At 58.3% G+C, this 23,343-nt stretch carries 21 protein-coding genes; 11 read left to right on the forward strand and 10 right to left on the reverse strand.

Annotation, left to right across the window (positions count from 1 at the left end; all coding sequences use genetic code 11):
- Nucleotides 1–76 precede the first annotated feature (76 nt).
- Entirely contained in the window at nucleotides 77–1,945 is a 1,869-nt protein-coding gene (locus VB780_RS11500; RefSeq protein ID WP_323351294.1) for a hypothetical protein, read from the forward strand.
- Nucleotides 1,946–1,949: 4 nt separating this feature from the next.
- Here VB780_RS11500 and VB780_RS11505 read toward each other — a convergent pair whose 3' ends face one another.
- The 3 genes from VB780_RS11505 to VB780_RS11515 form a co-directional block, all read right to left on the reverse strand.
- Complete coding sequence (locus VB780_RS11505) at nucleotides 1,950–2,303, reverse strand: DUF4870 domain-containing protein (protein ID WP_323351295.1); 354 nt, start codon at nucleotides 2,301–2,303, stop codon at nucleotides 1,950–1,952.
- 145 nt (nucleotides 2,304–2,448) lie between these two features.
- On the reverse strand, nucleotides 2,449–2,625 hold the full coding sequence (rpmF, locus tag VB780_RS11510; protein ID WP_190698029.1) for a 50S ribosomal protein L32: 177 nt from the start codon (nucleotides 2,623–2,625) through the stop codon (nucleotides 2,449–2,451).
- A gap of 116 nt (nucleotides 2,626–2,741) precedes the next feature.
- The gene (locus VB780_RS11515; protein ID WP_323351296.1) at nucleotides 2,742–3,143 is read right to left on the reverse strand and encodes a hypothetical protein; all 402 of its coding nucleotides are present in this window, start codon (nucleotides 3,141–3,143) and stop codon (nucleotides 2,742–2,744) included.
- Nucleotides 3,144–3,384: 241 nt separating this feature from the next.
- On the opposite strand from VB780_RS11515, the gene VB780_RS11520 reads away from it, so the two are divergent.
- Together VB780_RS11520 and VB780_RS11525 are read left to right on the forward strand one after the other, a co-directional pair.
- A complete protein-coding gene (locus VB780_RS11520) occupies nucleotides 3,385–5,331 on the forward strand; it encodes a caspase family protein (protein WP_323351297.1) in 1,947 nt (648 codons plus the stop codon).
- A 60-nt stretch (nucleotides 5,332–5,391) separates the two neighbouring features.
- On the forward strand, nucleotides 5,392–5,892 hold the full coding sequence (locus VB780_RS11525; RefSeq protein WP_323351298.1) for a DUF427 domain-containing protein: 501 nt from the start codon (nucleotides 5,392–5,394) through the stop codon (nucleotides 5,890–5,892).
- A gap of 61 nt (nucleotides 5,893–5,953) precedes the next feature.
- On the opposite strand, the gene VB780_RS11530 is transcribed toward VB780_RS11525, so the two are convergent.
- The 4 genes from VB780_RS11530 to VB780_RS11545 form a co-directional block, all read right to left on the reverse strand.
- Nucleotides 5,954–6,760, reverse strand: a complete 807-nt coding sequence (locus VB780_RS11530) for a hypothetical protein (RefSeq protein ID WP_323351299.1) — start codon at nucleotides 6,758–6,760, stop codon at nucleotides 5,954–5,956.
- Nucleotides 6,761–7,219: 459 nt separating this feature from the next.
- Nucleotides 7,220–8,566 carry a UDP-N-acetylmuramoyl-L-alanine--D-glutamate ligase gene (gene murD, locus VB780_RS11535; RefSeq protein ID WP_323351300.1) on the reverse strand — a complete coding sequence of 449 codons (1,347 nt, stop codon included), beginning with the start codon at nucleotides 8,564–8,566 and terminating at the stop codon, nucleotides 7,220–7,222.
- A gap of 7 nt (nucleotides 8,567–8,573) precedes the next feature.
- Entirely contained in the window at nucleotides 8,574–10,736 is a 2,163-nt protein-coding gene (gene glyS / locus VB780_RS11540) for a glycine--tRNA ligase subunit beta (RefSeq protein WP_323351301.1), read from the reverse strand.
- A gap of 152 nt (nucleotides 10,737–10,888) precedes the next feature.
- Entirely contained in the window at nucleotides 10,889–12,118 is a 1,230-nt protein-coding gene (locus tag VB780_RS11545; protein ID WP_323351302.1) for an adenylate/guanylate cyclase domain-containing protein, read from the reverse strand.
- Nucleotides 12,119–12,399: 281 nt separating this feature from the next.
- Here VB780_RS11545 and VB780_RS11550 point away from each other — a divergent pair, with 281 nt between their 5' ends.
- The 4 genes from VB780_RS11550 (at nucleotide 12,400) to VB780_RS11565 (ending at nucleotide 16,661) form a co-directional block, all read left to right on the forward strand.
- The gene (locus tag VB780_RS11550) at nucleotides 12,400–13,293 is read left to right on the forward strand and encodes a type II CAAX endopeptidase family protein (RefSeq protein ID WP_323351303.1); all 894 of its coding nucleotides are present in this window, start codon (nucleotides 12,400–12,402) and stop codon (nucleotides 13,291–13,293) included.
- Between the two features lie 428 nt (nucleotides 13,294–13,721).
- On the forward strand, nucleotides 13,722–15,152 hold the full coding sequence (locus VB780_RS11555; RefSeq protein WP_323351304.1) for a 1-acyl-sn-glycerol-3-phosphate acyltransferase: 1,431 nt from the start codon (nucleotides 13,722–13,724) through the stop codon (nucleotides 15,150–15,152).
- Between the two features lie 36 nt (nucleotides 15,153–15,188).
- On the forward strand, nucleotides 15,189–15,959 hold the full coding sequence (locus VB780_RS11560) for an SDR family NAD(P)-dependent oxidoreductase (protein ID WP_323351305.1): 771 nt from the start codon (nucleotides 15,189–15,191) through the stop codon (nucleotides 15,957–15,959).
- 99 nt (nucleotides 15,960–16,058) lie between these two features.
- Nucleotides 16,059–16,661 carry a DUF4126 domain-containing protein gene (locus VB780_RS11565; protein ID WP_323351306.1) on the forward strand — a complete coding sequence of 201 codons (603 nt, stop codon included), beginning with the start codon at nucleotides 16,059–16,061 and terminating at the stop codon, nucleotides 16,659–16,661.
- Between the two features lie 48 nt (nucleotides 16,662–16,709).
- Here the strand turns inward: VB780_RS11565 and VB780_RS11570 are convergent, their stop codons facing one another.
- Nucleotides 16,710–18,245 (reverse strand): alpha-amylase family protein, encoded by a 1,536-nt coding sequence (locus VB780_RS11570; protein ID WP_323351307.1) that lies wholly within the window; start codon nucleotides 18,243–18,245, stop codon nucleotides 16,710–16,712.
- Nucleotides 18,246–18,441: 196 nt separating this feature from the next.
- Between VB780_RS11570 and VB780_RS11575 the strand changes: the two genes are divergently transcribed.
- The 4 genes from VB780_RS11575 to VB780_RS11590 all read left to right on the forward strand — a co-directional run bounded on the left by VB780_RS11575 (nucleotide 18,442) and on the right by VB780_RS11590 (nucleotide 21,459).
- A complete protein-coding gene (locus tag VB780_RS11575) occupies nucleotides 18,442–18,582 on the forward strand; it encodes a hypothetical protein (protein WP_323351308.1) in 141 nt (46 codons plus the stop codon).
- Nucleotides 18,583–18,780: 198 nt separating this feature from the next.
- Nucleotides 18,781–18,948, forward strand: coding sequence for a hypothetical protein (locus tag VB780_RS11580; RefSeq protein WP_323351309.1), 168 nt, complete (start codon nucleotides 18,781–18,783; stop codon nucleotides 18,946–18,948).
- Between the two features lie 242 nt (nucleotides 18,949–19,190).
- Complete coding sequence (locus VB780_RS11585) at nucleotides 19,191–20,882, forward strand: transglutaminase family protein (protein ID WP_323351310.1); 1,692 nt, start codon at nucleotides 19,191–19,193, stop codon at nucleotides 20,880–20,882.
- 355 nt (nucleotides 20,883–21,237) lie between these two features.
- Nucleotides 21,238–21,459 carry a hypothetical protein gene (locus VB780_RS11590; protein WP_323351311.1) on the forward strand — a complete coding sequence of 74 codons (222 nt, stop codon included), beginning with the start codon at nucleotides 21,238–21,240 and terminating at the stop codon, nucleotides 21,457–21,459.
- Here VB780_RS11590 and VB780_RS11595 read toward each other — a convergent pair.
- Both VB780_RS11595 and VB780_RS11600 read right to left on the reverse strand, forming a co-directional pair.
- Nucleotides 21,456–22,754, reverse strand: coding sequence for a glycosyltransferase family 4 protein (locus tag VB780_RS11595; RefSeq protein ID WP_323351312.1), 1,299 nt, complete (start codon nucleotides 22,752–22,754; stop codon nucleotides 21,456–21,458). The genes VB780_RS11590 and VB780_RS11595 overlap by 4 nt on opposite strands.
- Nucleotides 22,755–23,232: 478 nt before the next feature.
- Nucleotides 23,233–23,343 (reverse strand): transposase (locus tag VB780_RS11600; protein ID WP_323351313.1); only part of this gene is annotated, 111 nt, incomplete at its 5' end.

A 23,343-nucleotide genomic window follows, 5' to 3' on the forward strand; every position in this document is an offset into this window, starting at 1 on the left:
AAAGCTGTGTGGCGATTGCTGTAAAGACCCTAAAGTGGCCTATGGTAATAGGTGCAACGACGTAGAGAACAGCAGCATGGGCACGACACAAGGGTTCATCCGCGAGGTCATGGGACTGGGACGGCGGCTTGTGGCCCGAGTTGCGCCCCAGGTTGTAACGTTGGGGGCGATCGCCCTCCTCCTCGTCACCACGGCCAGCTGCGCCAAACCCGTTCAGCCCACCGAGCTGCTGTCTGAGCCGACCCCCCAGCCCAACCGCCTCACCGGGCAAATTGCCGAGGTTTCTCCCCCCGAAACCCTAGAAACCCTGAAGCAAATTATCGACGCGTATACCCCCCAAGTGCGCATTCTCAGCCCCCGCCCTGGCGAAGTGCTAGACGATACCGCCGTGACGGTGCGGCTCCAGGTGCGCGGCCTGCCGCTATTTAAAGACGACGCCTACGAACTCGGCCCCCACCTGCACCTGTTCCTAGACAACGAACCCTACAAAGCTGTCTACGATCTGGCCGAACCGATTACCTTTGACGATCTCTCCCCCGGAACCCACACCCTGCGCGTGTTTGCCTCACGCCCCTGGCACGAAAGCTTCAAAAACCAGGGTGCCTTCGACCAGCGCACCTTCCATGTGGTCGCCCCCACACCCCAAAACGAACTCAACGCCAAGGCGCCGCTGCTCACCTACAGCCGCCCCCAGGCGGCCTACGGGGCCGAGCCGATCATGCTCGACTTCTATCTCACCAACGCGCCCCTACACATGAGCGCCCAAGCCGAGACTAACGACGACCTGCACGACTGGCGCATTCGCTGCACCGTCAACGACCAGAGCTTTGTGTTCGACCAGTGGCAACCCATCTGGCTCAAGGGCTTTAAGCCGGGCCGCAACTGGGTACAGCTCGAACTCATCGACGAAAGCGGCAACCCCATCGATAACCGTTTTAACAACACCGTGCGCATCATCGACTACCAGCCCGGCGGCAGCGACACCCTCTCTCGCCTAGTGCGCGGTGAACTGGGTCTGAAGGATGTTGCAGGCATTATCGACCCCACCTATGTCCCCCCTGCGCCCCCGGTTCCAGAACCAGAGCCAGAGGCTGAGATCCCCGCGCAGGAACCAGAACTGCCTGGGGCTGACTTAGCACCATCCGATCAACCCGATCAAAACGCCGCTGAGCCGGACATCGTCCAGCCCGAGATTGTGGTACCAAAGCCTGCCCAGGAGCCACCTGAGGTAGAACTTCCTGAACCCCAAACCCCGTTGGATACTCCAGACCCAGCGGAACCCGACGATGAAACCCCAGCTAACCCCTTCCTACTGCCTGAGAAATCTACCGAGCCAGAGGCTTCTGGAGAAGATGAAATTACCCCCGATGCTGGCAGTGCGGCGGAAAAGGCCATTGAGGATTACCAGCCCTCTACAGAAGAACCCACTTTCCTAGAGCCCAGGGCCAAGGATGAGGACATATCGCCCCCGGCAGAGCCCTTTGTGCCCCCCGTGCTTCCCCAGCCAGACGCGCAGCCTGCCCCCAAACAGCCTACGGCTAAAGAGCCTGCTTCTAAGGGGATGCTCAATCGCTTTAAGCAGTGGCGCGACCAGGTTAGTCAGCCAGTAGCGCCAGCACCCGCTAATCCACAATTGCCAGAGGCCACCCCAGAGGATACGTTTGGGAATCTGCCCGAGGTCGTCGCGCCTGACTCCGATCGCTCGACTAGTCCAGAAACCGATATAGCACCTGAATTGCCCCGCATACAGCCCGAAGTGGTCGAGCCCTACACAGCCCCTCTGAATGAGGAGCAAGACCCACAAAGCTCGCCAAATCCTGAAAAAGCCCCTGAAGAAAAACCTTCAGAGGCTGAGCCTGATGAATCCGTAGAGCAGCCTGGCATTGAGCAGCCTAGGAGTGGGCCGCGATCGCCCCTCGCCCCAGAAGTTCGTCCGTTTATTTAGATTGTTAGTTTACCAACCGCAGCGTCAAGGGATAGCGATAGGCCGTCCCTTCATTGGCTTTAACTGCCGCTAGAATGACTAAAACCAGCCAGGCGATACCCAAAACAATCATTAGGGGAATCCCAATCAGCACAAAAATTAGTACCCCGGCAACCACCATATAGATGGTCATAGAGATATTGAAGTTAAGCGCTTCCTTAGCCTGGTCGTTGACAAAGGACATTTCGTCGCGTTTGACTAGCCAGATGACGAGAGGGCCAATAATATTCCCGAAGGGAATAACGAATCCAGACAAGGCGCTGAGATGGGCCAGCATGGCCCACATGCGTGATTCTGGGTTGGAGTCGAGCTGGTTCATGGTGGTGGCAGAATTAGAATAACCTGCCGCCAAGCTAACTTAAAAAGCAGGATAGAGCCTCTATCCTGCTTACAAAATGTAGTATTCCAACTGCTGAAGTGCAGACGATGAAAAATCCTCGGGACAATAGGGCTGTCCCGGCGATTTACTCTTCGTCGTCATCCTCATCATCGGTGGGATACACAAAGCTAGTAGACCGCCCGGTAAGCACAGACTTGCCCAGGGACATCGCTTTCTTAGCCTGGAGCGCTGCGGTGCGCTTCCAGGTGGCGCGACGCTGGTCACGCTTTTGTTTGGAGGTTTTCTTCTTGGGAACCGCCATGACAGCAATACTTTAAGACTTCACAACCTTCCAAGCATAGGGCAAGAGTGCCATTCTATGCAATTTTATTTTGTCGGCTCGGCGCTATTTGGATGCCCGAGATGGTATTACTCAATCTAGGGGGCCGCTGACTCGACATCGTAGACTAAGGCTCTAGCCGCCTCGAAGTAGTTGGCCCACTGGGGTACATCGGGCCGGAGCTGCCACTCGCTGCGGCTCACCGGCACCGTAAGAATGGGGACAGAAATGCCCTGATTATCGCCAATCACGGTGACGATGACATCGGTCATTAGCACGTCGGCATCGAAGCTGCGCTGAACGGCGGCTCGGGCGATGATTTCTGAGCGCTGCACTAGGGTTTCAAAACTTTCGCCCTGCTCGCGCACTAGGTAGAGGTTGACTCGTGACGTGTAAGCTTGGGCCGCAGGCGGGGTAACGAGCGACGGCAGGGCCACGCCCCCCAATCCCACCAGCGCGGCCAGGGTGAGTCGTGCCCCGAGAGACGCAATGGTGGCCATGCTGTGCCTTTTGGCGCGCCCAGTCTTGAGAAGAGATATTAGTGTCATGGCCTGCTGCTCCACACATCCCCGCAGGATGCCCAAAAAGTGCCTTAACTCTAGCGATAGAGCCGCCAATCGTCAATTAAGAATTGTCGCCGTTGGGTAGGGTCGGTCTGAGTTCCGTTTAGCCCCGCAGGCGCTACTATGGCAGGGGATTTTTCATTCTTCAATTTTACAGTACGAGAGGCATCCCAAAGGCATGGTAAGCCACTGGCCCGTGATCGTTGGCATCAATCAATATCAATCGCTTCAGCCCTTGATGTATGCCCAGTTCGATGCCCTCGAACTGCGGGACTTTTTGGTCAATGAGGTGGGGCTGCCTGCCCAGTACTGCTCGCTGCTGACGGATGTTTCGGCGGTGGTGTACGAGGGGGCGGCTGCGCCGACCCGCGAGGTGATGCTGCAACGGCTGGCCCAGAGCTGCGATCGCGCCGGCCCCGAAGATACCGTGTGGTTTTTCTTTAGCGGCTACGGGGTGCAGTGGCAGGGGCAAGACTACCTGCTGCCCATCGACGCCGACCCCAACCGCATTGAACAAACCGGCATTTTGGTAGAAACCCTGCTGAATCAACTGGCCCAGGGCAATCAGCGCCAGTCGATCGTCATGCTCGATATGAACCGGCCCCAGAGCGCCCTCAGCCCTGCCCCTGGGGGCGGCCACCTGGGCGACCAAACCCTGGCTTTGGCTAAAAATCTAGGGATTCCCCTGGTGCTCTCCTGCCAGCCCGACCAGTTTTCTCAGGAGACGCTGGCGGTGCGCCACGGGCTGTTTACCGAAGCCTTAGTCGAAGGAATGCGGTTCCACGGCTGTTTGACTCTGGCGCAGCTAGTGGCGTATCTGCGCGATCGCGTCCCTGAGCTGTGCCAGCACCACTGGCGTCCGGTGCAAAACCCCGTGGCGGTGGTGCCCCTTGGGCAGCAGTACATCATGCTGGTGCCCTCCAGCCTGGTGGGCCAAATGCCCGTTGGCGTGTCTCCAGAGCCAGAGATTTTTCCAGCACCCCCGCCCAGTCCAGAGATTTCTCTGCCGGTGGAGCCCAACCCAGGCTGGCCCAGTCACCCGATACCAACGCCTGCGGATCTCCCCAACGGCGGTTCTGCTAAGCCCTGGCCCCCGACCGAGCAGCCTGAGCCTGAGCTGCCGCCGGGGGGGCTACCCGAGGTGACCAAGCCCCCAAGGACAAGTGCGCCCGCTACTCCCCCGGTACCCTGGCAGCGCTGGGGAATTTTAGCGGCGGGACTGCTGCTGCTTGGTGTGCTGTGGCGCAACCAAGATAGCCTGTGGGGGTCTGGCTCATCTCCTGAGGCCACCACGCCGCCGTCCGTGGGCAATCCTCCCGCAGAAGCGCCCCCTGCCGCGCCCCCTGCCGAACCCGTGGGTGAACCCCTGTTTCCGGGGACGGCGGCGAGTGGTGCCGAGGCTCTACAGCGGGCCAGAAACGCTCTCAACCAGCGTCAGTTTGGCGAAGCATTGAGCTGGTTGACCCAAATTCCTGAGGATGAGCGCCCCGTAGACTATCAGGCCCTTGTCAACCAGGCCGAGACCGGCTATACCAATGCCGAGCTGTCTGGGGGGGCCGCCCTCAACCAGGCCCGCCGTCTGATTGAGCCGGTTTCGGCCTCACTGTTTAACGACGCCATTGAGCAGGCCCGCCAGGTGCCTGTTGGAGATCCGGCCTACGATCAGGCCCAGGCCGACATTGAGCGCTGGAGTTTGGTAATTTTAGACCTCGCTGAGGGCCGAGCCGCCTCCGGTGATTTAGATGCCGCCATTTCGGCGGCTCGCCTGGTGCCCAAAGACCAGGGCGAAACCTGGGGTCAGGCCCAGGCCCAAATTCAAAACTGGGAGCAGAGCCGGGTCAACCGGCAGCTGCTGCAAGAGGCCCAGAGCCTACTTCAGCCCGACCAGGCCGCCTCGTTTCAAGCGGCGATCGCGATCGCCCAGCAAATTCCCCCCGACTACCCCGAGTCAGCGATCGCCCAGGAGCGCATCGACCAGTGGAGCCGAGATATTTTGGCGATCGCCCGCGCCCGTGCCGCCTCTGGACAGATCCCCGGTGCGATCTCCGCCGCTGGCCTAGTGCCTCCAGGTACCAGCGCCTACGACCAGGCCCAGCAGGAGATCCAGCAGTGGCAAGGGCAGTAGGTGAGACAATTAATGACGTGGTGGCTGCGGCCACCACGTCATTAATTGGTTTGTTGCTGTATGTTTTCTCCCCCCAAGCACATTACCCCCGGCCCCGGCCAAGAATCCGTCTGGGATTATCCGCGTCCGCCCCGGTTAGAAGACTCGACTCGTCACATTCGCGTGGTGTTTAACGGCGTGGTGATTGCCGACTCGCGGCGCACCAAGCGGGTGCTAGAGACCAGCCATCCGCCGACCTATTACATTCCCCCCGAGGATGTGCAGATGCAGTATTTTCAGCCGGTGCCCCGCTCAACCCTATGCGAATGGAAAGGGGCAGCGGTGTACTTTACGGTAGCGGTGGGCGAACAAGTTGCCGAGCAGGTTGCCTGGGCCTATCCTCAGCCGACAGAGGCGTTTGAGGGCATTGTCAACTACATCGCCCTCTACCCCAGCCGCATGGAGGCCTGCTACGTCGACGATGAGCTGGTGCAGTCTCAGCCCGGCGATTTCTACGGCGGCTGGATTACCTCAGACATCGTTGGCCCCTTCAAAGGCGACCCCGGCACCTGGGGCTGGTAGTTCAAGTCTTAGGCAAACCACCCACCCACTCATCACTCCCTGCTCACCGATTCCCTCCCCCTTACTCCCCAGGCTCCGAACTGCACGTCGGCGCAATCCCCAAGTTGTCGCGGCTGGTGGTCATGATATCCACCGTGCGTTTGAGCTTGGCCTCTAAAAACTGCTTGTGGTCGAGCAGCTGGCGCAGCTTTTGGTGGCGGGCGATCGCCAAACTAATCGTAGACAGCTGCTCGGGCGGGCAGGGGAAGTACTGCACCCGTCCATCAGAGTCAAGGCTGCACAGACGATAGCCGGGACGACCCAGATCGGTTCCAGCAGGAGCGGGCTCTGTAGGAGACTCTAATGATTGGCAGAGCTGCTCGACGTAGCCCGACAGCGCCTGGGGATCGCCGTGGCGCAGTAGGGCAGCGTCACGGGCAGCGGCTTGGTTAGGGTGCTCGTCTAGGGTCTCCAGCCAGCCATCGACAATGGGCCCTTCCATGTAGAGAGCCTGAATACGATGCACCGTCTGTTTGAGGTCTTGGTGCCAGGCTTCCACCGCCATTTGAATGTCTTGCAGCACCTTGACCGCCAGGGCTGGGTTGGCGTCGTGGCGATGGCGGCTAAAGGTCGGCAGCTTGCGCCGCGGCAGCATGGGCAAATGCGAGGGCTGCGCCTGTACCGGAAAGGGAGCCAGATGGGCCGGGGCACCCCCAGTCTGAGTCACCGGTTCGGACTCAGAACTGCTAGCCGGGGTACTGTCAGCGCTAGAGGGCTGGCTAGCGCCAATGGTGAACGAAACGGGCCGTCGAGCAGACCGTCCTTCCCCATTACCCACGGTAGGGGAGGGCGCTGCGGAAAATTCAGCAGAATCAGGCGAGGTATCCATAGGGCGTGAGAGAAACTGAGTCAGGCGGATGAAGGCAGATCAGGAACTGACTGGGGGATGATTGCCCTGGATCAAATGGTTTGAAGGGCAGCGCTAGGCACCATCTGCCTCAATTTATACCTGAATAGTTTAGGGTTAGACCAGCAAAAAGGTTTGCAGGTTATAAAGTTTCTCAACTTTCAAACTGCAAACCTTACAGATAATTGTTCTAGCTTTTGAACGTTTCCTCAGATTATCCCCACTAAAAGAATATTTTTCCCAAAGACGTGAACTCGCCCCGCTGGACCGATCGCGGTGAGTTCCCAGATAAGTATTTATACCAAATCTCGAATGAATACCCCCGATTTGTAGGGGCGTAGCATGCTACGCCCCTACGGGGTTCCTGATTATGAATCGGGTCTTATCAATCGGAATTCGTATTAGTTGGAACACTCTCAGCCCAATTTGACGTTTAAGGCCTTACGAAAATCGCTCCTGGCAGAGTCGGCGGAAGTGCTCGCCCCGCTGCTCAAAATTGGGATACTGGTCAAAGCTGGCACAGGCGGGGGAGAGCAGCACGACTGAGGCTCCTAGGGATGGAGCCACCTCAGCGCCCCGCTCCACCGCTCGCTCCATGTTTTCAACGATGGTGTAATTACGATAGCCTGCGGTCTCTAGCCGCTGGGCGAACTGGGGGGCGGCATCGCCAATCAGCAGCACGGTGGCGGCCCGTTCGTGAATGCGCTGCACCCAGCCGGCATCGTCGCCTTCCTTGGCTTCGCCCCCGGCAATTAGCACGGCTGGGGCTTCTACCGATCGCAACCCCACCTCAGCCGCGTCGTAGTTGGTGGCCTTCGAGTCATTGATGAAATCAATTCCCTGCCAGGTGCAGATGTGCTCTAGGCGATGGGGCACGCCGGGGAAGGCGGCTACTCCCGCTGCGATCGCCTCCGCATCCAGCTCTGCCAAACAAGCCGCCGTGACCGCCAGCAGCAGGTTTTGCTGATTGTGGTCGCCCACCATGCGCAGGGCATCGGCCCGCACAATGGGGATGCCTTCAAACTTTACCCAACCGTCTTTGATATAGGCGCTGGGCCGCAGGGGCGCGATCGCCCGCTTCCCCCCGACGCTTGTCCAGTAGGCGGAGGGAAATTCCTCGGGCAGATGCTGACGCAGGTAGGGGTCGTCGCCGTTAAACACCGTCAGTTCTGAGCGATGCATCAGCGTGGCCTTGATCTGGGCATAGTTCTCGACGGTGCCGTGGCGCTGGAGGTGGTCGGGGGTGAGCGTCGTCCAAAGGCCAATTTGCGGAGCCAGGGTGGCCGAAGCCTCAATCTGGTAGCTGCTCAGCTCGGCGATCACCCAGTCGGGCACTGTGGGCTCTAAGGCCAGCTCGCAGGCGGCATAGCCAATGTTGCCACAGGCGGGCGCGTTGAGCCCGGCGGCCTGGAAGATGGCGGCGGTGAGGGCCGTGGTGGTAGTTTTGCCGTTGGTGCCGGTAATGCCAACCCAGGGGCGATCTTGCAGAAACCGCCAGGCCAGCTCGGTTTCGCCAATCACCTCTAGACCATTCTCGCGGGCAGCCACCAGGGCGGGGCTATCCCACGGAACGCCGGGGCTGACCACCAGCAGGTTGGTGCGGCTGTCGGGCACAAAGCTGTAGTCGAGCAGCACGGTGATGCCGTCCTGGCGCAGGGACTCCTGCTGGGTGACTAGGGCGGGGCTGGAGCCGCGATCGCTCAGCACCACCTGCCAGCCATCCCGGTGCAGCAGCCGCGCTGCCGCTACCCCAGACTTTCCCAGACCAATCACATGGGCATTTTTCATGGCATCGCTATCCCTTAACGATGTCGCCAAAGTCGCCCAGTACCAGGGCGTGGTTGCGCAGTAGCCCCAGCAGGTTGAGACGGTTTTGCCGCACCGCCGGTTCGTCGGCCATCACCAGCACGCTGTCGGGGCCGTCAAAGAAGCCGCTGACCACCGGGGCCACCTGCTCTAGGCCCGCCACCAGCTGGTCGTAGTCGCGGCTGGCCTGGGCGGCCTGGGTCTGGGGCAGCAGGGTTTTGAGCGCCGCCAAGAAGGCCTGCTCTGCCTTGGCCTCCAGCTTGACCGCGTCAATTACACCCTCGGGGTCGAGCACATCGGTGTCGAGGGTGCCCTGAGCGGCCAGGCGGGTGGCCCGGTTTACGGTTTCGTAGACCTTGTCCATGCGGCCATTGCGGCGCATCTCCTGCAAGAACAGGGCGCGGTCTTTGACATCCAGCGGATCGCTGAGGGCGCGATGGCCAAGGGCCGGCCCCTTAGGGCCATCGCTCAGCACCGCATTCACCAGGTCGTAGTCGATGCCCTGCTCGTCTTGCAGCAGCGTCTGCACCCGCTGCAAGAAAAAGTCATGGAGCTGGGTGCGCAGCGCTTCAGAGGCATTGATCGCCAAGGTTGAATCCTGAGCAAAGTCTTGCACAACGGTATCCAGGAGTTTTGCCAGATTCAGGGGCAGCCCCGCCGCCCAAATAATATTTAGCACCGCGTTGGCAGCCCGCCGCAGGGCAAAGGGGTCAGAGGAACCTGTGGGCAACTGGCCAGTGCTAAAAATGCCGACTAGCGTATCGAGGCGATCGGCGATGCCTACCACCTGACCCGCCAGGGTTTGAGGCAGGCTATCTTGCGCGCCCTTTGGCAGGTAGTGCTCGACGATGGCGGTGGCTACGGCCTCGGGCTCGCCGCTGTGGAGGGCGTACTTTTGCCCCATCACCCCCTGAAGTTCAGGGAATTCGCCCACCATCTGGGTGACCAGGTCGGCTTTGCACAGGTAAGCGGCGCGGCGAATGTGTTGGCGGGATTGCGCCCCCAGGTTGAGCTGGTCGCAGAGGTGGTCGGCCACGGTGCCAATGCGCTTCACTTTGGCGGCCATCGACCCCAGCCGTTCCTCAAAGGTGACGGTTTCGAGCTTGGCGACAAAGGCGTCGAGGGGCTGGGCGCGATCGGCGTCAAAGAAAAACTTGCCATCCGACAGGCGGGCGCGAATCACCCGAGCGTTGCCCTCGGTGATAATCGCCTCTTTGATGGGGTCGCCGTTGGAGATGGTGATAAAGCTGGGCATCAGCGCCAAACCGTCGGCTTTCTGCTTTAGCGGAAAGTAGCGCTGGTGGCTCTCCATTTCGATGATGGCGACCTCCGGCGGCAGATCGAGAAACTCGGGGTCGAACTTGCCGACTATGGCGGTGGGCCACTCCACCAGGTTGGTGACTTCGTCGAGCAGGGCAGGCGAAATCATCGGCACGCCCCCCAGGGTCTTGGCCGTCGCCTCGACCTGGTGCTGGATCAGCAGGCGGCGGGCGGCGGGGTCGATCTCGACGTAGGCGTTGCGCAGCGCCTCGACGTAGTCTTGGGCACGGCGCAGGGGAACCGGGGCAGGGTGCAGCACGCGGTGGCCCTGGGAGATGCGATCGCTCGTACAGACCAGCGACCCATTTTCTAGGGTGAGGGGCAGCACCTCGCTGTCCATCAGCGCCACCAGCCAGCGAATCGGGCGCGGAAACCGCAGGTCGCCGTCGCCCCAGCGCATAAACCGCTTGCCCTCTAACCCCAAAATCCACTGGGGAATCAGCTCGGTCAAGATGTCGGTGGCGGCCCGCCCCGGAATGTCTTGATTGACAAACACAAACGAGCCCTTGTCGGTGTCGCGCACCTCCAGGGCAGAGACCTCTACACCTCGCGATTTGGCAAACCCCTCGGCGGCCTTGGTTGGCTGACCATCCTTAAAGGCCGCCTGGGCCGGGGGGCCTTTGACCTCTTCCTGGCGATCGGGCTGGCGCAGGGGTAGCCCGTCGAGCATCACCGCCAAGCGGCGGGGGGTACCGTAGAAGCGCACCGCCTCGGGGGTCAGAGCCTGCTCTGCCAGTTCGGCCGGAATGCGCGTCTGCCACTGGTGGAGGGCATCGCTAACGAAACTGGCGGGCAGCTCTTCGGTGCCAACTTCCAGCAAAAATGTCGCCATAGAGTAGAGGGGTGAGTTAACCGTGTAGTGCCCCTAGGGGCCGTTGTCTGAGCCTTGGGCTGAGCCGGGCTGCTCTATATCCAGCTGTATCCACAGGTTGTGTCTACAGGATAGCTAGCTCAGCTGCCCGAATTTTTAGCCTCCCTAGTCTATCAAGCTTTTTGCCCAGGGCCGCTGTATTGGTAGGTGGTCAAATAGCCATGACCTTTGACCATCACCTGACCCACTTCTTTGAAGTCATAGCGGTGCTTAAGGCGCTGGTGGGTCGCCTCGGTAATTTGAATTTTGCCCGGCACCCCCTGGGACTCCATACGGCTGGCGATATTGACGGCATCACCCCAAAGGTCATAGCTAAATTTTTTAATGCCGATTACCCCGGCCACTACAGGCCCGGTATTGATGCCAATGCGCAGCTGAAACTTTTGCCCATCGTTGCGGGTGATGTGGGCGGCGGCCTCCTGCATGGCCAGGGCCATTTCCATAATGGTCTCGGCGTGGTCAGAGCGGGGCAGGGGCAGCCCCCCCACCACCATGTAGGCATCGCCAATCGTCTTAATTTTCTCCAATTGGTAACGTTCGGCTAGGCGATCGAAGGCGGAGAAGATCTGGTTGAGCCAGTTGACCAACTCCAGGGGGCTAATCTGAGCGGCCAGGGGGGTGAAGTTGACGATGTCGGCAAACAGAATCGTGACATCGTCAAAGCGTTCCGCCAGCGATCCCTCTAGCTGCTTGAGCTTGTCAACCACCGCCCTCGGCAAAATGTTCAACAATAGCTGCTCAGACTTTTGCTGCTCTAGGCGCAGGGCCTGCTGGGCCTGTTCGCGCTCTTGCATCTCTTGCTGAAGCTGTAGGTTTTGGGCCTGCAAAAGCTGGGCCTGGCGGCGCAGAGCCTTTTGCAGATCGGCCAGCAGATTGGTGGCGCTGCCCGCCGATACCGCCCGAAGAGCCTGCTGTCGCAGTCGTCGCTGCATCCGGTGGATAGACACCTGGGCTTTAATGCGGGCGGCGGCCTCTTCAACCCAGAGGGCCTGGTCTATGTAGTCAACCACGCCGAATTCAAAGGCCCGCAGCCGTCGGGCCAGGGCTTTGTCTTGGCCGATGACGGCTATGGCTACCTGGCGGGTGAGGGGCCGTTTTTTGAGGCGGTGGCACAGCCGCATGGCGGCCGTGTCGAATTGCTCTACGGCTAGCACAATCAGGTCGGGGGGGTTGGCTTCAGCCGCCGCAATGATGTCGTCTTCGCCGCTGACCTGGTGTACCTCATAGCCCGCTGTTCGCAGGACATCTAATAATTCCACCAGAGGCCCCAGGGAGCTATCGGCCACTGGTGCCACTAAAACGATGCCGGGAATTGCGCCGGAATCTGGCGAAGCGTTAGTCATGGAGCCCTGGAGCAAGAATGACAGCCCCCATCACTATAGGTGCTGACCCGGAGGCGCAGAACAGTCACCCTTGATAAGCACCCTGCGGTAGGGCAAAGGATTGAAACCCTAGTTGGGTCTAACCCAACCCTGTTGCCCTTGCAATAAGGGCATAGTGCCTCAGTTATAGCGCTCCCTAAGCAATTCATGGTTGAATCGGGAAAAACCGGATCAACGGCATCACTGGGTTAGCCTGAGGGCTTATAGCGCTGATCTGCGGTTCCTAGAACGGGCTTGGGTCTATGGCTGCGTGTGATAACAATCCGTTTTTGGCCCTTAAAGCCCGACTAGTGGTGGTGGCATTTTTTGCGATTTCCACGGGCCTGGCTCTGGTGTTTGGCACTCTGGGTGCTCTAGAACTGCTGCCCTTAGAGGGGGATGACCCTATTTTGGCGCCCATTCTCTACAGCCTAATTTTTTTGGGCCTGTGCGGATCGATTTTGCTGGTGACGCGGCGATCGCCCCTCAACCTGGCAGCTCTACTCGGTTCTTGGCCCAGACGGCTGGCCTGGGTGCAGCTGCTGTGGCTGGTAGGGGGGGTATTTTTGTTTTCGCTGGGGGCATTTCAGGTGTCGTACCTGGGCCTATCTGTGGTGGCCCCAGGGCTGGTGGAGGCCACACTGCGGCAGTCGCTGCTGCTGTCTGCCGACCAGGCGACGGATCCAAGTCTCTACAACGGGCTGATGCTGTTTTCGGTACTAGTGGTGGCCCCCATTACCGAGGAGTTTATCTTTCGCGGCGTGCTGCTGCACCGCTGGGGGGTGAAGTGGGGGGTGCGCCCGGCCATTGTGCTGACCTCGGTGCTGTTTGGGGTGCTGCACTCTAACTTGATTGGGCTGTTTGTGTTTGGGGTGGTGATGTCGCTGCTGTACCTGAGTACGCGATCGCTGCTGGTGCCCATGGCGGCCCACGCCATCAACAATGCGATCGCCTCGGGCATCGACATTCTGGCCAACCAGCCTGCCGCCAACACCATCGACACCCTGGCGGAGTTCCGCGCCAGCTGGTGGCTGGGGGTGATTTGCCTGCTGGTGTCGGCCCCCTGGGTGCTGCGCTACGTGGTCTACCACTGGCCGGAGCGGCGGGCGCTGCTGCCCTACTTCGCCAACCAGGGCTGCCGCCGCCGTCCTGGGTAGTACCACCGATCTCACCATGGCCTGCTGGTAGAAAGTCGGCAGGGTTCAGTAATTCTCGGGACGGCGTTGGCGGCGAAACCGAAGAGAATAAATTTAATTCTGAAGAACGCATGCAGCTCAGCTCGGCGGCTCACTTGGGGGCATTTGAACCTGAGAGCTGGTCTGTTTGAGAAGCGTCCTTACAGGTAAATGTGTCTGACTCCAGGGGGCTTTCAGGGGTCAGACACTTTTATTTTTGGGGTAGTTCACAGCGGTGAACGCCTCGGTTGTGTGGTTCCCTAGCAGCGCCCTTCTCCTTCGGGAGGGGGGCGCTGCTGTTTTGGGGCGGTTCTGCGATCGCCAAAGACTAGCCAAAGGCCAACGCCGTGGGGGAAAATCTGCCCTACAGTGGGCTATGGAAAACCCGCCTACTGCCTTGGAGTCTGCCGTTGCCTAAGCTGAATCGCGCCCAGCCGCCTTTGGGCTTTATTCCCCCTCGCTACAAGCCATGGGTGGTGCAGGGATGCTACATTGTGCTGCCCCTGATGCTGCGGCTGCGGCTGCGGCCCTGGCTGCCGGCGGGCATTTGGCCGGTGACCTGCCACAACCCCGAGGTACTGGCCGAGTGCTTTCGCCGGTTTCAGGCGGGTGAAATTCGGCTGATGATGGCCTTTCGCCACAGCCAGGTAGACGACCCGCTGTGTCTGTCGTACCTGTTTTCGCGGCTGGTGCCTCGGGCGGCCCGGCAGAAAGGCTTTAGCCTCAAGCGCCCGCTGCACAGCTTTTTTATGTACGACCGGGGTATGCCCCTGTGGGCCGGGCGGTGGCTGGGCTGGTTTTTTGCCGCCATTGGGGGCATCCCAGTGCATCGGGGTCGGCGGCTCGATCTCAAAGCCCTGAAAGCGGTGCGCGAACGGATGATGAATGCGCCCCTGCCGGTGACCATTGCCCCCGAGGGGGCCACCAACGGCCACGGCGAAGTAATCAGCGATCTGGAGCCGGGCACAGCCCAGCTAGCCTTTTGGGCGGTGGAAGATCTGCAAAAGGCGGGGCGATCGGAGCAGGTGGTGCTGTTGCCAGTGGGCCTACGCTACATTTACCCCCGCCCCGACTGGGCGGCCCTCAACCGGCTGCTGGCCCAGCTTGAGGCCGACTGTGGTCTGCCGGTGCAGTTGTTCAGTGAGCCGACGGCTATGGGGCCAGAGGACTACTATCCCCGCCTTTTAGCGTTAGGGCAGCACCTGCTGGGCCGCTTAGAGCAGTTCTACCAGCGGTTCTATGGGGTGAAATCTGATGCCGACAATCCCCAAGCTGATGATGTGGTGGCGATCGCCCAGCGGTTGAGCCCCCTGTTAGATGGCTCCCTCAAGATCGGGGAGCGGTTCTTTGCTCTGCCCCACACCGGGTCGCTGGTGACCCGCTGCCGCCGCCTAGAGGAAGCAGGGTGGGCCTACATTTACCGCGAAGACATTGCTGACCTGGAGCAGCTCTCGGCCTTCGATCGCGGCCTGGCCAACTGGATGGCGGAGGAAGCCACCTTGAACCTGCGGCACATGCGCCTGGTGGAGAGCTTTGTGGCGGTGACGGGCACCTACGTCAAAGACAAACCCACCTTTGAGCGCTTTGCCGAAACCACCCTAATTCTCTTTGACCTGGTGGAACGAGTGAAGGGGACAAGGGTGCCCAAACGTCCCCAGTTGGGCACCCGTCAGGCGGTGATTGGCCTGGGGGAGCCGATGAACATTAGCGATCGCTGGTCTGACTACGCCGAGTCGCGGCGATCGGCCAAGGCGGCGGTGGAGACCCTGACGGCAGATATTCAAGCCGCCCTAGAGGAGCTGATTCTGACAGCTGATGCCGCTAGGGAAGAGGCATCATGATCCAGAAATTCAACGCTGGGGGATGGTTAAGCCGCCATGACCACTGAATTGTTCCAAAGCGATCGCCAAACTGCCCTGGTAGTTGGTGCTAGCCAGGGCATTGGCCTAGGCTTTGTGCGGCAGCTGCTGACCGACGGGCGCTTTGAGCGGGTGTATGGCACCTACCGTCGGCCTGAGACGGCCCAGGGGCTGCTGGCGTTGGCAGAGCAATTTCCCCAGCTCATCTGCCTGCCGGTGGATGTAACCGACGAGGGCGCGATTGAGGGGGCGATCGCCCACATCCAAGCCCATACCCCTCAGCTGCACCGGGTGGTGTATTGCGTGGGCGTGCTCCACGATGGTGACTTTCAGCCCGAAAAGAGCCTGCGGCAGCTCACCAGCGAAAACTTGATGCGATCGTTTCAGACCAATGCCTTTGGGGCGGTGCTGTTGGCCAAGCACCTGCTGCCGCTGCTGAAACACGACCAGCCCAGCGTTTTCGCCGCCGTGTCGGCCAAGGTGGGCAGCATCAGCGACAACCGCCTGGGGGGCTGGTACGGCTACCGAGCTTCCAAGGCAGCGCTGAATATGTTCATAAAAACGGCCTCGTTGGAGTACGCCCGCCGCAGCCCCAACACTATTCTGGCGCTGCTACACCCCGGCACCACCGACACCCGCCTGTCGGAGCCCTTTCAGCGCGGGGTGCCGCCGGAGAAGTTGTTCTCGGTGGAGCGCACGGTGGCGCAGCTGATGGCGGTGATAGATGGCCTCACCCCCGCCGACAGCGGCGAGTTTTTTAGCTGGGATGGTACCCGCCTGCCGTGGTAAGGGGGTCTTTTACAGACTCCTGGGGTTGTTGCAGGCTAACTCGGGGGCTATTCTTAGGCCAATGACCGGCATTTAGGAATCGTTGGTGAGGGACGCGCAATGGATCTAAGCCTTGTGGATCTGCAACTGTTGGAGAGCATTGGCCTGGGCCTGGGTTTGGGGGTTGCCGCTGGGTTTCGGGTAGTGGTGCCCTTCTGGGTGCTAAGTGCCGCTGCGCTGTTTGGCCACCTGACGCTGACCAGCAATATGACCTGGCTCGGTAGCTCCACTGCCTTTGTCAGCCTTTCCATTGCCCTAGTGGTCGAAATTTTGGCCTATAGCGTGCCCTGGCTCGATAACGTAATCGATACGGTAGCGCTGCCGGTGGCGGCGGTGGCGGGCACGCTGCTGATGGCGATCGCGGCTAACCAGCTCGACCCCTTTGCCCAGTGGAGCATTGCGATCGTAGCCGGGGGCGGAGCCGCCGCCACGGTAAAAGGACTCAATGGTTTGACCCGGCTCGTCTCCACAGCCACCACCGGGGGGGCTACAAATCTAGTGATTGCCGGGGTAGAGCTAATCGGAGCCGTAGTCATTTCCCTGCTGGCCCTGTTTGCTCCAATCGTCATGTTTGTGCTGGTGCTAGCCTTCTTTATTCTGCTGGTGCGGTTTGCGATCAAAGCCTTTTATCGCTCGAAAAAAACCGCTCCCGAAGCTGAATAAGAGACTGCCTAACAGATTTACGTTTGCTGCCAATCATTAGCTATTGAGCTAGCGGCGGAGCTTTGCCTCCACATGGATAGCCACGGCGGTCATTTCGGGCAGCGTGGCGGTAAACTGCCCGGCGCGGTTGACCAGCACGACGTTGGCATCGTTGGCGCAGGCGGTGCCGTCGGCGCTGAGCCCGCCTTGGATAACGTTGCAGTAGCGGCCCTGAGGCAGCTGGGTTTGAAAGGTGTGGGTCAGTGGTTGAGCCTCGCGGTTGATGGCTACAAAGCCCAGGTCGCCCCGGCCAAAGGCGATCTGGTTGGCCTGGTTGCTCCACCAGTCGGTGACTTCAGCCACGGGCTGGGTAGCGTTGCGAAAGCCGACCATGCCTGTAATTGCGGGCCAGCGATGCTCACAGACCCATTCGCCAAAGCAGGTGGACTGGCCATTTTGGTAGACGGGGCGGGTGGTACCGTCCTCGTAGGCGGGTGGCCCCTGTTCGGAGTCGTCAAAGGCAAAGCTCGACATCACCTGGGGCTTGCCGTAGGGAAAGGCCAGCATAAACACGTTGGCCAGGGCGTAGAGGTCGCCATTTTTGTAGGTGAGGTAGTCGCCGCCGCCGCCGTGGCCCCGCTGTTTGTCGTGGTTGTCGATAAAAACCACCGCCTGGTTAGAGGGGGCCAAGCCCCAGCCCTCGCCCAGGGTTTGTAGGTTAGCCAGGGTTTGGCCCTCTAACCCCAAAAAGGCCTCCCCCATAAAGCGGCCATATTTAAAGTCGAGCACGGTGCCGCTGTCGTAGAAGTCTTGCTTGCGAATGGCCTCGGTGCCGGGGTCAATCACTTCTTGGTAGATATAGAGATTGGTTTCGGGGTGGCGATCGCGCAGTTGCTTCAAAATTTGCCCCAGCTCTTCGTTACGAATGTGTTTGGCGGCGTCAATACGAAAGCCCGCTACCCCCATATCGACCAGTTCGCTCATGTAGTCAACAATGGTCGTCTGCACGGCACTCGAGCTGGTGTTGAGGTCTGCCAGGCCGACCAGTTCGCACTGGGTAACGTTTTCAGCGTCGCCGTAGTTGGTAACGGGTTGGTGGCAGTCGTTAAAGTCTTCGGGGGCATAGAGGTCAGGATAGTCGTACTTGCTGAACCGGGTACCGGCGCTGCCCACGCCATTTTCAAACCCGGTCATGTGGTTAATGACGGCGTCGGCGTAGATGGCGACCCCGGCATTCCGACAGCGATCGATCATGGCTTGCAGGTCAGCGCGGCTGCCGCTGCGGCTTTCTAGCTCATAGCTAACCACCTGGTAGCGCTGCCACCAGGGATAGTCGTAGTCGGGCAGAACAATATGCTCGTGGGGGGGCGAAATTTGCACGGCTCGATAGCCACTGGGGCCGAGGTAGGTTTCGCACTCGGTGGCAATGTCACTCCAGGTCCATTCAAACAGGTGCACCAGGGCTGTGGGCGGAGCAGGTGTAACGGGAGCCGGGGTCAGCGAGATTTCAGAAGACAGTGCTGGAACTAAAGCACTGGAGGTTGACAGCATCACCAGGCCCAATAGGCTGCTGGCTGAGACTGCACCCAAGACGATTTTCCACATAGCGGTGTTTGGCCTAAAACAGTATAAAAATCAACAATTTTGAGCCATAGCGTTGGCCATTGTCACCGCTATCATGCACCGCCGACCTGTAAAAATAACCCTTCTCAGCCAAGGCCCTACCTGGCTAAAGGGAATTTGGCCTAGGGCTGTCATCCAGATAGGTGCGTTCATTTAATAGACATTATGGAGCTGGAGGATGCCTTCGGAGGGGGCTGTGGGCCAGCGACAGAGGGGGCGATCGCCTAAAGGAATCGATATTTACGACCATCGGGCGGTGGGCTCACCGCTACCGGGGGCTGGTGCTGGCCCTGTGGGCGGCTCTGCTGGTGCCCGCTAGACCATGTCTCATGGGCCACTGAAACCGGTGGTCTCCCCCCTGGAGGAAGCGATCTTTTTCTAGCTGAGCTAAATTCAAAGTAAGCCTAAGGTAACAGGTCTGTAGGCCTCCGGTCTTGCCCTCTGGAAAGGTTCTTGGCGTAGCCTCTCCGTTGGCTAAAAGGTACGTCTTTCACCATCCTCTAACTCCCCTATCCCCATGTTTTTACCCTTCTGTGCCCCGCCGTCCGCCGAATCGCGCCGTCAGTACCAGCGCCACAAGCTAGAGATGATGAAATACTGGCGCGACTCCCTAGAAGCTCACCTAGCCGCCCTCAATGCCGCGATCAGTACCGTTGAGCAGCAGATTGGTCAGGAAGGGGAGTAGGAAAAGATGGGGTGATAGAGAAGATGGGGGAGATAAGGAAATTTTTGTCATTCTCTTCCCGCCTCATCTTTCTCATCTCCTCACCCCCTCACCTCTCCAATCAAGGGGATTAACCACAGTTTTCCGACGTTGGGCTAGGAAAACTACACTTTTTGCCGTCTTAGTCCCCTAGGATATGACCTTAGCGGATGCGGCTGTCGCGGCTTCGCTAGCTATCTTCGTTTTGGGTTGTTCCGCTGGTTATGCCTGATTCTCCTTCGCCTATATCCCCGGCCCTGCCCCTGGCGGGTGCTGTTTCGATGCTTCAGCCGATTGGCGTCAAGGCGCTCTACGGCCTGACTCTGCAGGGCGATTCCGGCACAGACCGCTCCGCGAATCGCCTGCTGGCGGTAGACCCGTTTCGCGGCTACCTGTTGCGCATTGACCCCAAAACCGAACAGGTGGAGGTACTCAACACGTCCCAGGCCGAAGCCTTCTACGGTGCTACAGGCATTGCCTGTTGGCAAGATCAGCTGTGGTTTAGCCGCGATCATACGGTTTATACTACGGCCCTCAGCACTATGCAGCCCGAGCCGGTGCTGACCCTGCCCTACCCCGCTGACGGCGTGGCCGTGTGGGAAAATACCCTCTACATCAGCTGCAAAAAGGGGGGCTGCATTTTTGTCTGCGATCGCACCTCAGGGCAGCGCATTACCCAGTTTCCCGCACCGGGCATTGGGGTTGAGAACCTCTCGGTCTGGGGCGACTACCTGTGGGCCTGCGACCAGGCCGAGCAAACCGTCTACTGCCTCGATCGCGCCACGGGCCAGCTAGTCGTAAAAATGCTCACCCCGTTCGATAACCCTACGGGGCTAGCGGTGCCGCCCGGCACTACCCCCGACAGCGGCACCCTGTGGGTGGCCTACGCCAACGAAGAGCCCTCCGTGCGCGAAGACCCCAACGGTGCCGAGCCCTTTGTGCTGACCTTTCGCGATCGCACCCTGATCCATCCCCTCAGCTACCGCTGGTACAAAGAGGCCAACTACTGCCGCACCACCGGCTACCTGGTCGAAATGACCTACGTCGAAGAGATCGACACCCTTGAAGATGCCCAGCCCCTCGAAAACATCGAGTGGCGCATCGCCTTTCCCACCACCACCGATCGCCAGCGAGTGAAATCGGTCGAGCCGGTGGGGTTGCCCTTTACCGAGGTGCAGCAGGCGGGCGATCGCGTCGCCAGCTTTAAGTTCGCCCGCATCGACCCCAACCAGCGCCACCTCTTCGGCTGGAAAGCCCTCGTCGAGGTCTACGGCATTAAGTACCAGCTCACCCCCCGCCAGGTTGAGTCGGCCCCGCCCCTGCCCCAAGACTATGGCCCCCGCTACCTAATCGACGACGACGAACTGGCCATGGATACTCCCCTAATCCAGGCTGCGGCCCGCGAGAGCGTAGGCACCGAAACTAACCTGCTGCGCCAGGTGCTCAGCATTCGCAACTACGTCTACGACAAGTTGTCCTATGCGGTGACGCCTGCGATCGAAACCCCCGACGTCGTGCTCCAGCGGGGGCGTGGCTCCTGCGGCGAATACGTCGGCCTACTGCTGGCCCTGATGCGCCTCAACGGCATTGCCTGCCGCACGGTGGGTCGCTACAAATGCCCAGCCCACGCCGACCAGATCGGCATCTACCTAGAGCCCGACTTCAACCACGTGTGGATTGAGTTCTACGTTCCCGGCTTTGGTTGGGTGCCCATGGAGTCTAACCCCGATGACGTGCAGGAGGGCGGCCCTTACCCCACTCGCTTTTTCATGGGCCTCCCCTGGTGGCACGTGGAAATGGCCAAAGGCATTCCCTTCGAGAAGCTGATTCGCCCTGCCGGTAGCCCAGAGGCCCGCCTGGGTGATCTAGCCGTCAACCATATGCGGTTCAAAATTTTAGGTGAGCTAACTCCCTAGCAATCCATAGCAAAAATTCAGCCACCGATAGACCAAAGACTTATACCAAATCCGAATCCCACAACCCCGATTTCCAACGGGCGAAACCGTAAGGGGCAAATGACATTTGCCCAGAGGAATTGGGGTTAGCTAAGCAGGATCTAGTATTAAGCCCCTTACCTGAGCCGACACATAGTGAGTAAATGTATGCCGCCAAGTTATACCAATCTCTGAGGAAATTGCACCCAATAAAGGGCTGAAATCCTTGACCTGCAAGGCAGTATTAGTTGCAAGCCCAAATTGAACTGATGTGAGTCAATCTCGCTGTTCAATTATCGCTAAGATAGGCCAGACCAGTTATATCCCTTTTACCTTCATGTCTATTTCCAAAGACGAAGCCAAGCAGCTGCTGGAGCGCATGATTTTTGACGCCACCGCGCCTCAAGACTGGGTGCAAGACGTCTGGGGCCTCAGCCCTCTGATGGGCGACAGCGCCGCCAAGCTTCTAGAGGCTTTCTACATCCTCATCGATTGCTGCCCCGAGGAGCAGCTCGACAACCTAATCAAGGGACTGTATCGAGATCAGCTAGAATTTTAGCCGTCTATCTCTTTCGGCACAAAAATGGGTCTTAAATTATCGGTCAAAGCAGGATAATGAGTTGCTTCCTGTCCGCATTTCCTGAGTTCTGGATTGTTTCGACATATTTTTCGAATAACATCTTCTACCTGGGCTTCCCAACTTTTTGAATATGTGAAAAATTGTTTTCTCAGGGCTACAGCATTTTTCTGCTTCTGTCGATAAAAATCTCCGTCTGTTGCCAGCTTCAAAATAGCGTTGAAGTAATCATCTACGTCGTCAGGAGTAACTTCCACCGCTGCATCTTTGACTATCGATAGAGCGGGGCAAACAGGAGATGTAACGATTGGTTTTCCCATAATTACACCCTCAGCAACAACCTTGTTAAATCCTTCAACAAAATCTTTGGTTGTTGGGACAGCAACTACATGGGATGCTTCATACATTTCGCGCAGCTGATCGCGCTGACAGTGGCCGTGCACAATGAACTGTTTTTCCATGCCAGCCTTAAGCGCAGCCGCCTTAAGATTTTCTACTTCACTACCAGTACCGCAAATGTTGAAAACACAGTTGGGTTTGACAGATACAAATCTCTTGGCGACCTCTAAAAGTAAGTAAACCCCTTTACTTACTTCCACTCTGCCAGCAAATAGAACCTGGAATTTTTCAGTTCCGGCATCGTAATCCTGAACCTTGATATCGTCAAGAAAATCTTCTCTATAGGCGGGGACAAAAGTTCGGATGGGGCGACTTCGGCCATTGGTGATCTTAATGATCTGATTTTTGATGTCTTCAGATACGACGCAAATTTCTACGCAGCCATACCGAAAAAACCAGCTGTTTAGTTTTTGAATGATTCCCTGCACAGTAGTGGGCCGCTTATATTTTGGCCATAGGGTGCAGTGAATTGTAGGAATAATCTTAACGCCAAACAAAGGAAGAACACTTAGCAGAAACCAAAAGGTTCTGTCCTCGGTAACAATTAAAATATCAGTCTTGAAAAAAATTGCTGAAAAAATTAGCCTTAAGCCTGACCAAAACTGACCAGCAAAGAAAGCAATGCTGCTTCTAAACTGATGTTTCAGGGATCTAAATTCAACTTTAAAGTCACCATCTCGTATAAAACCCTTTTTGTCTCTTGCCGAGATCAGCCAAGACTTTGCATTAAATTTTTTGGCTAGTTCATAAAAATGCTGGGCGTAGGTGATGGCAAAGTGGGAAGGATCGTCTTGACCTGAAACCCAATGCATATAAACGCTCGTGGCATCTACAGGCGCTGAAGAATATACTATTTTCAACTGCTTATTAGGGCTCATGGTAGCAATAGTAATGACGAGTTTTAGCCGGGGAATTTTATGCTACTGGTTACACATTGTCTTGTATGTTAGCCATGCAACATTTGGTTCTAGCGTAGCGACCTATAGATTGACAGATACAGCTTTTAACGCTAGAACTCTATTTTTACTGTGACGAGATAAATATTTAAATGTGGCCTGCCTAGAGGAGTTATGAACTGAATTAAGAATATATGAACTCTAAGACCGAATCCTATGCCTTTAGATAGGGTTTGGCGTCTAGTTTGAATGTAGCTACCCTCTTTCTTGTAAAGACAAGCTAAAGACAGCAATGTTGGCACGGCAGTAGTGAGGCAGTTCGCCCCGGTGTTGGCTTTGATAGCTCCCTAAATTTGCCCCGTCGCCACAAACTGAACGGTAGCTAACGCCGAGGCAATGGTGCGTTGGCACAACGCTACCTGTAGTGAATGCTTGAGAAAAATCGGCTCTACCGGGTTGATTATGCAGTTGCAGTAGGAAAATGCCAGCTAATGAGGCAGCGTAATTTGAATCGCTCAAAATTTCTGAACCCGTAGCCAGAGCGTTTGATGAGCTTCAAGCGATTGTTGAT

The organism is Leptolyngbya sp. CCNP1308, from assembly GCF_034932455.1.
Taxonomy (GTDB): Bacteria; Cyanobacteriota; Cyanobacteriia; order Phormidesmidales; family Phormidesmidaceae; genus Nodosilinea.

What these genes read in the sequence shown, in the direction of transcription:
- VB780_RS11500 (WP_323351294.1), top strand. Translation starts at nt 77, where the DNA reads ATGGGCACGACACAAGGGTTCATCCGCGAGGTCATGGGACTGGGACGG.
- VB780_RS11505 (WP_323351295.1), bottom strand. Translation starts at nt 2,303, where the DNA reads ATGAACCAGCTCGACTCCAACCCAGAATCACGCATGTGGGCCATGCTG.
- rpmF (WP_190698029.1), bottom strand. Translation starts at nt 2,625, where the DNA reads ATGGCGGTTCCCAAGAAGAAAACCTCCAAACAAAAGCGTGACCAGCGT.
- VB780_RS11515 (WP_323351296.1), bottom strand. Translation starts at nt 3,143, where the DNA reads ATGGCCACCATTGCGTCTCTCGGGGCACGACTCACCCTGGCCGCGCTG.
- VB780_RS11520 (WP_323351297.1), top strand. Translation starts at nt 3,385, where the DNA reads ATGGTAAGCCACTGGCCCGTGATCGTTGGCATCAATCAATATCAATCG.
- VB780_RS11525 (WP_323351298.1), top strand. Translation starts at nt 5,392, where the DNA reads ATGTTTTCTCCCCCCAAGCACATTACCCCCGGCCCCGGCCAAGAATCC.
- VB780_RS11530 (WP_323351299.1), bottom strand. Translation starts at nt 6,760, where the DNA reads ATGGATACCTCGCCTGATTCTGCTGAATTTTCCGCAGCGCCCTCCCCT.
- murD (WP_323351300.1), bottom strand. Translation starts at nt 8,566, where the DNA reads ATGAAAAATGCCCATGTGATTGGTCTGGGAAAGTCTGGGGTAGCGGCA.
- glyS (WP_323351301.1), bottom strand. Translation starts at nt 10,736, where the DNA reads ATGGCGACATTTTTGCTGGAAGTTGGCACCGAAGAGCTGCCCGCCAGT.
- VB780_RS11545 (WP_323351302.1), bottom strand. Translation starts at nt 12,118, where the DNA reads ATGACTAACGCTTCGCCAGATTCCGGCGCAATTCCCGGCATCGTTTTA.
- VB780_RS11550 (WP_323351303.1), top strand. Translation starts at nt 12,400, where the DNA reads ATGGCTGCGTGTGATAACAATCCGTTTTTGGCCCTTAAAGCCCGACTA.
- VB780_RS11560 (WP_323351305.1), top strand. Translation starts at nt 15,189, where the DNA reads ATGACCACTGAATTGTTCCAAAGCGATCGCCAAACTGCCCTGGTAGTT.
- VB780_RS11565 (WP_323351306.1), top strand. Translation starts at nt 16,059, where the DNA reads ATGGATCTAAGCCTTGTGGATCTGCAACTGTTGGAGAGCATTGGCCTG.
- VB780_RS11570 (WP_323351307.1), bottom strand. Translation starts at nt 18,245, where the DNA reads ATGTGGAAAATCGTCTTGGGTGCAGTCTCAGCCAGCAGCCTATTGGGC.
- VB780_RS11575 (WP_323351308.1), top strand. Translation starts at nt 18,442, where the DNA reads ATGCCTTCGGAGGGGGCTGTGGGCCAGCGACAGAGGGGGCGATCGCCT.
- VB780_RS11580 (WP_323351309.1), top strand. Translation starts at nt 18,781, where the DNA reads ATGTTTTTACCCTTCTGTGCCCCGCCGTCCGCCGAATCGCGCCGTCAG.
- VB780_RS11585 (WP_323351310.1), top strand. Translation starts at nt 19,191, where the DNA reads ATGCCTGATTCTCCTTCGCCTATATCCCCGGCCCTGCCCCTGGCGGGT.
- VB780_RS11590 (WP_323351311.1), top strand. Translation starts at nt 21,238, where the DNA reads ATGTCTATTTCCAAAGACGAAGCCAAGCAGCTGCTGGAGCGCATGATT.
- VB780_RS11595 (WP_323351312.1), bottom strand. Translation starts at nt 22,754, where the DNA reads ATGAGCCCTAATAAGCAGTTGAAAATAGTATATTCTTCAGCGCCTGTA.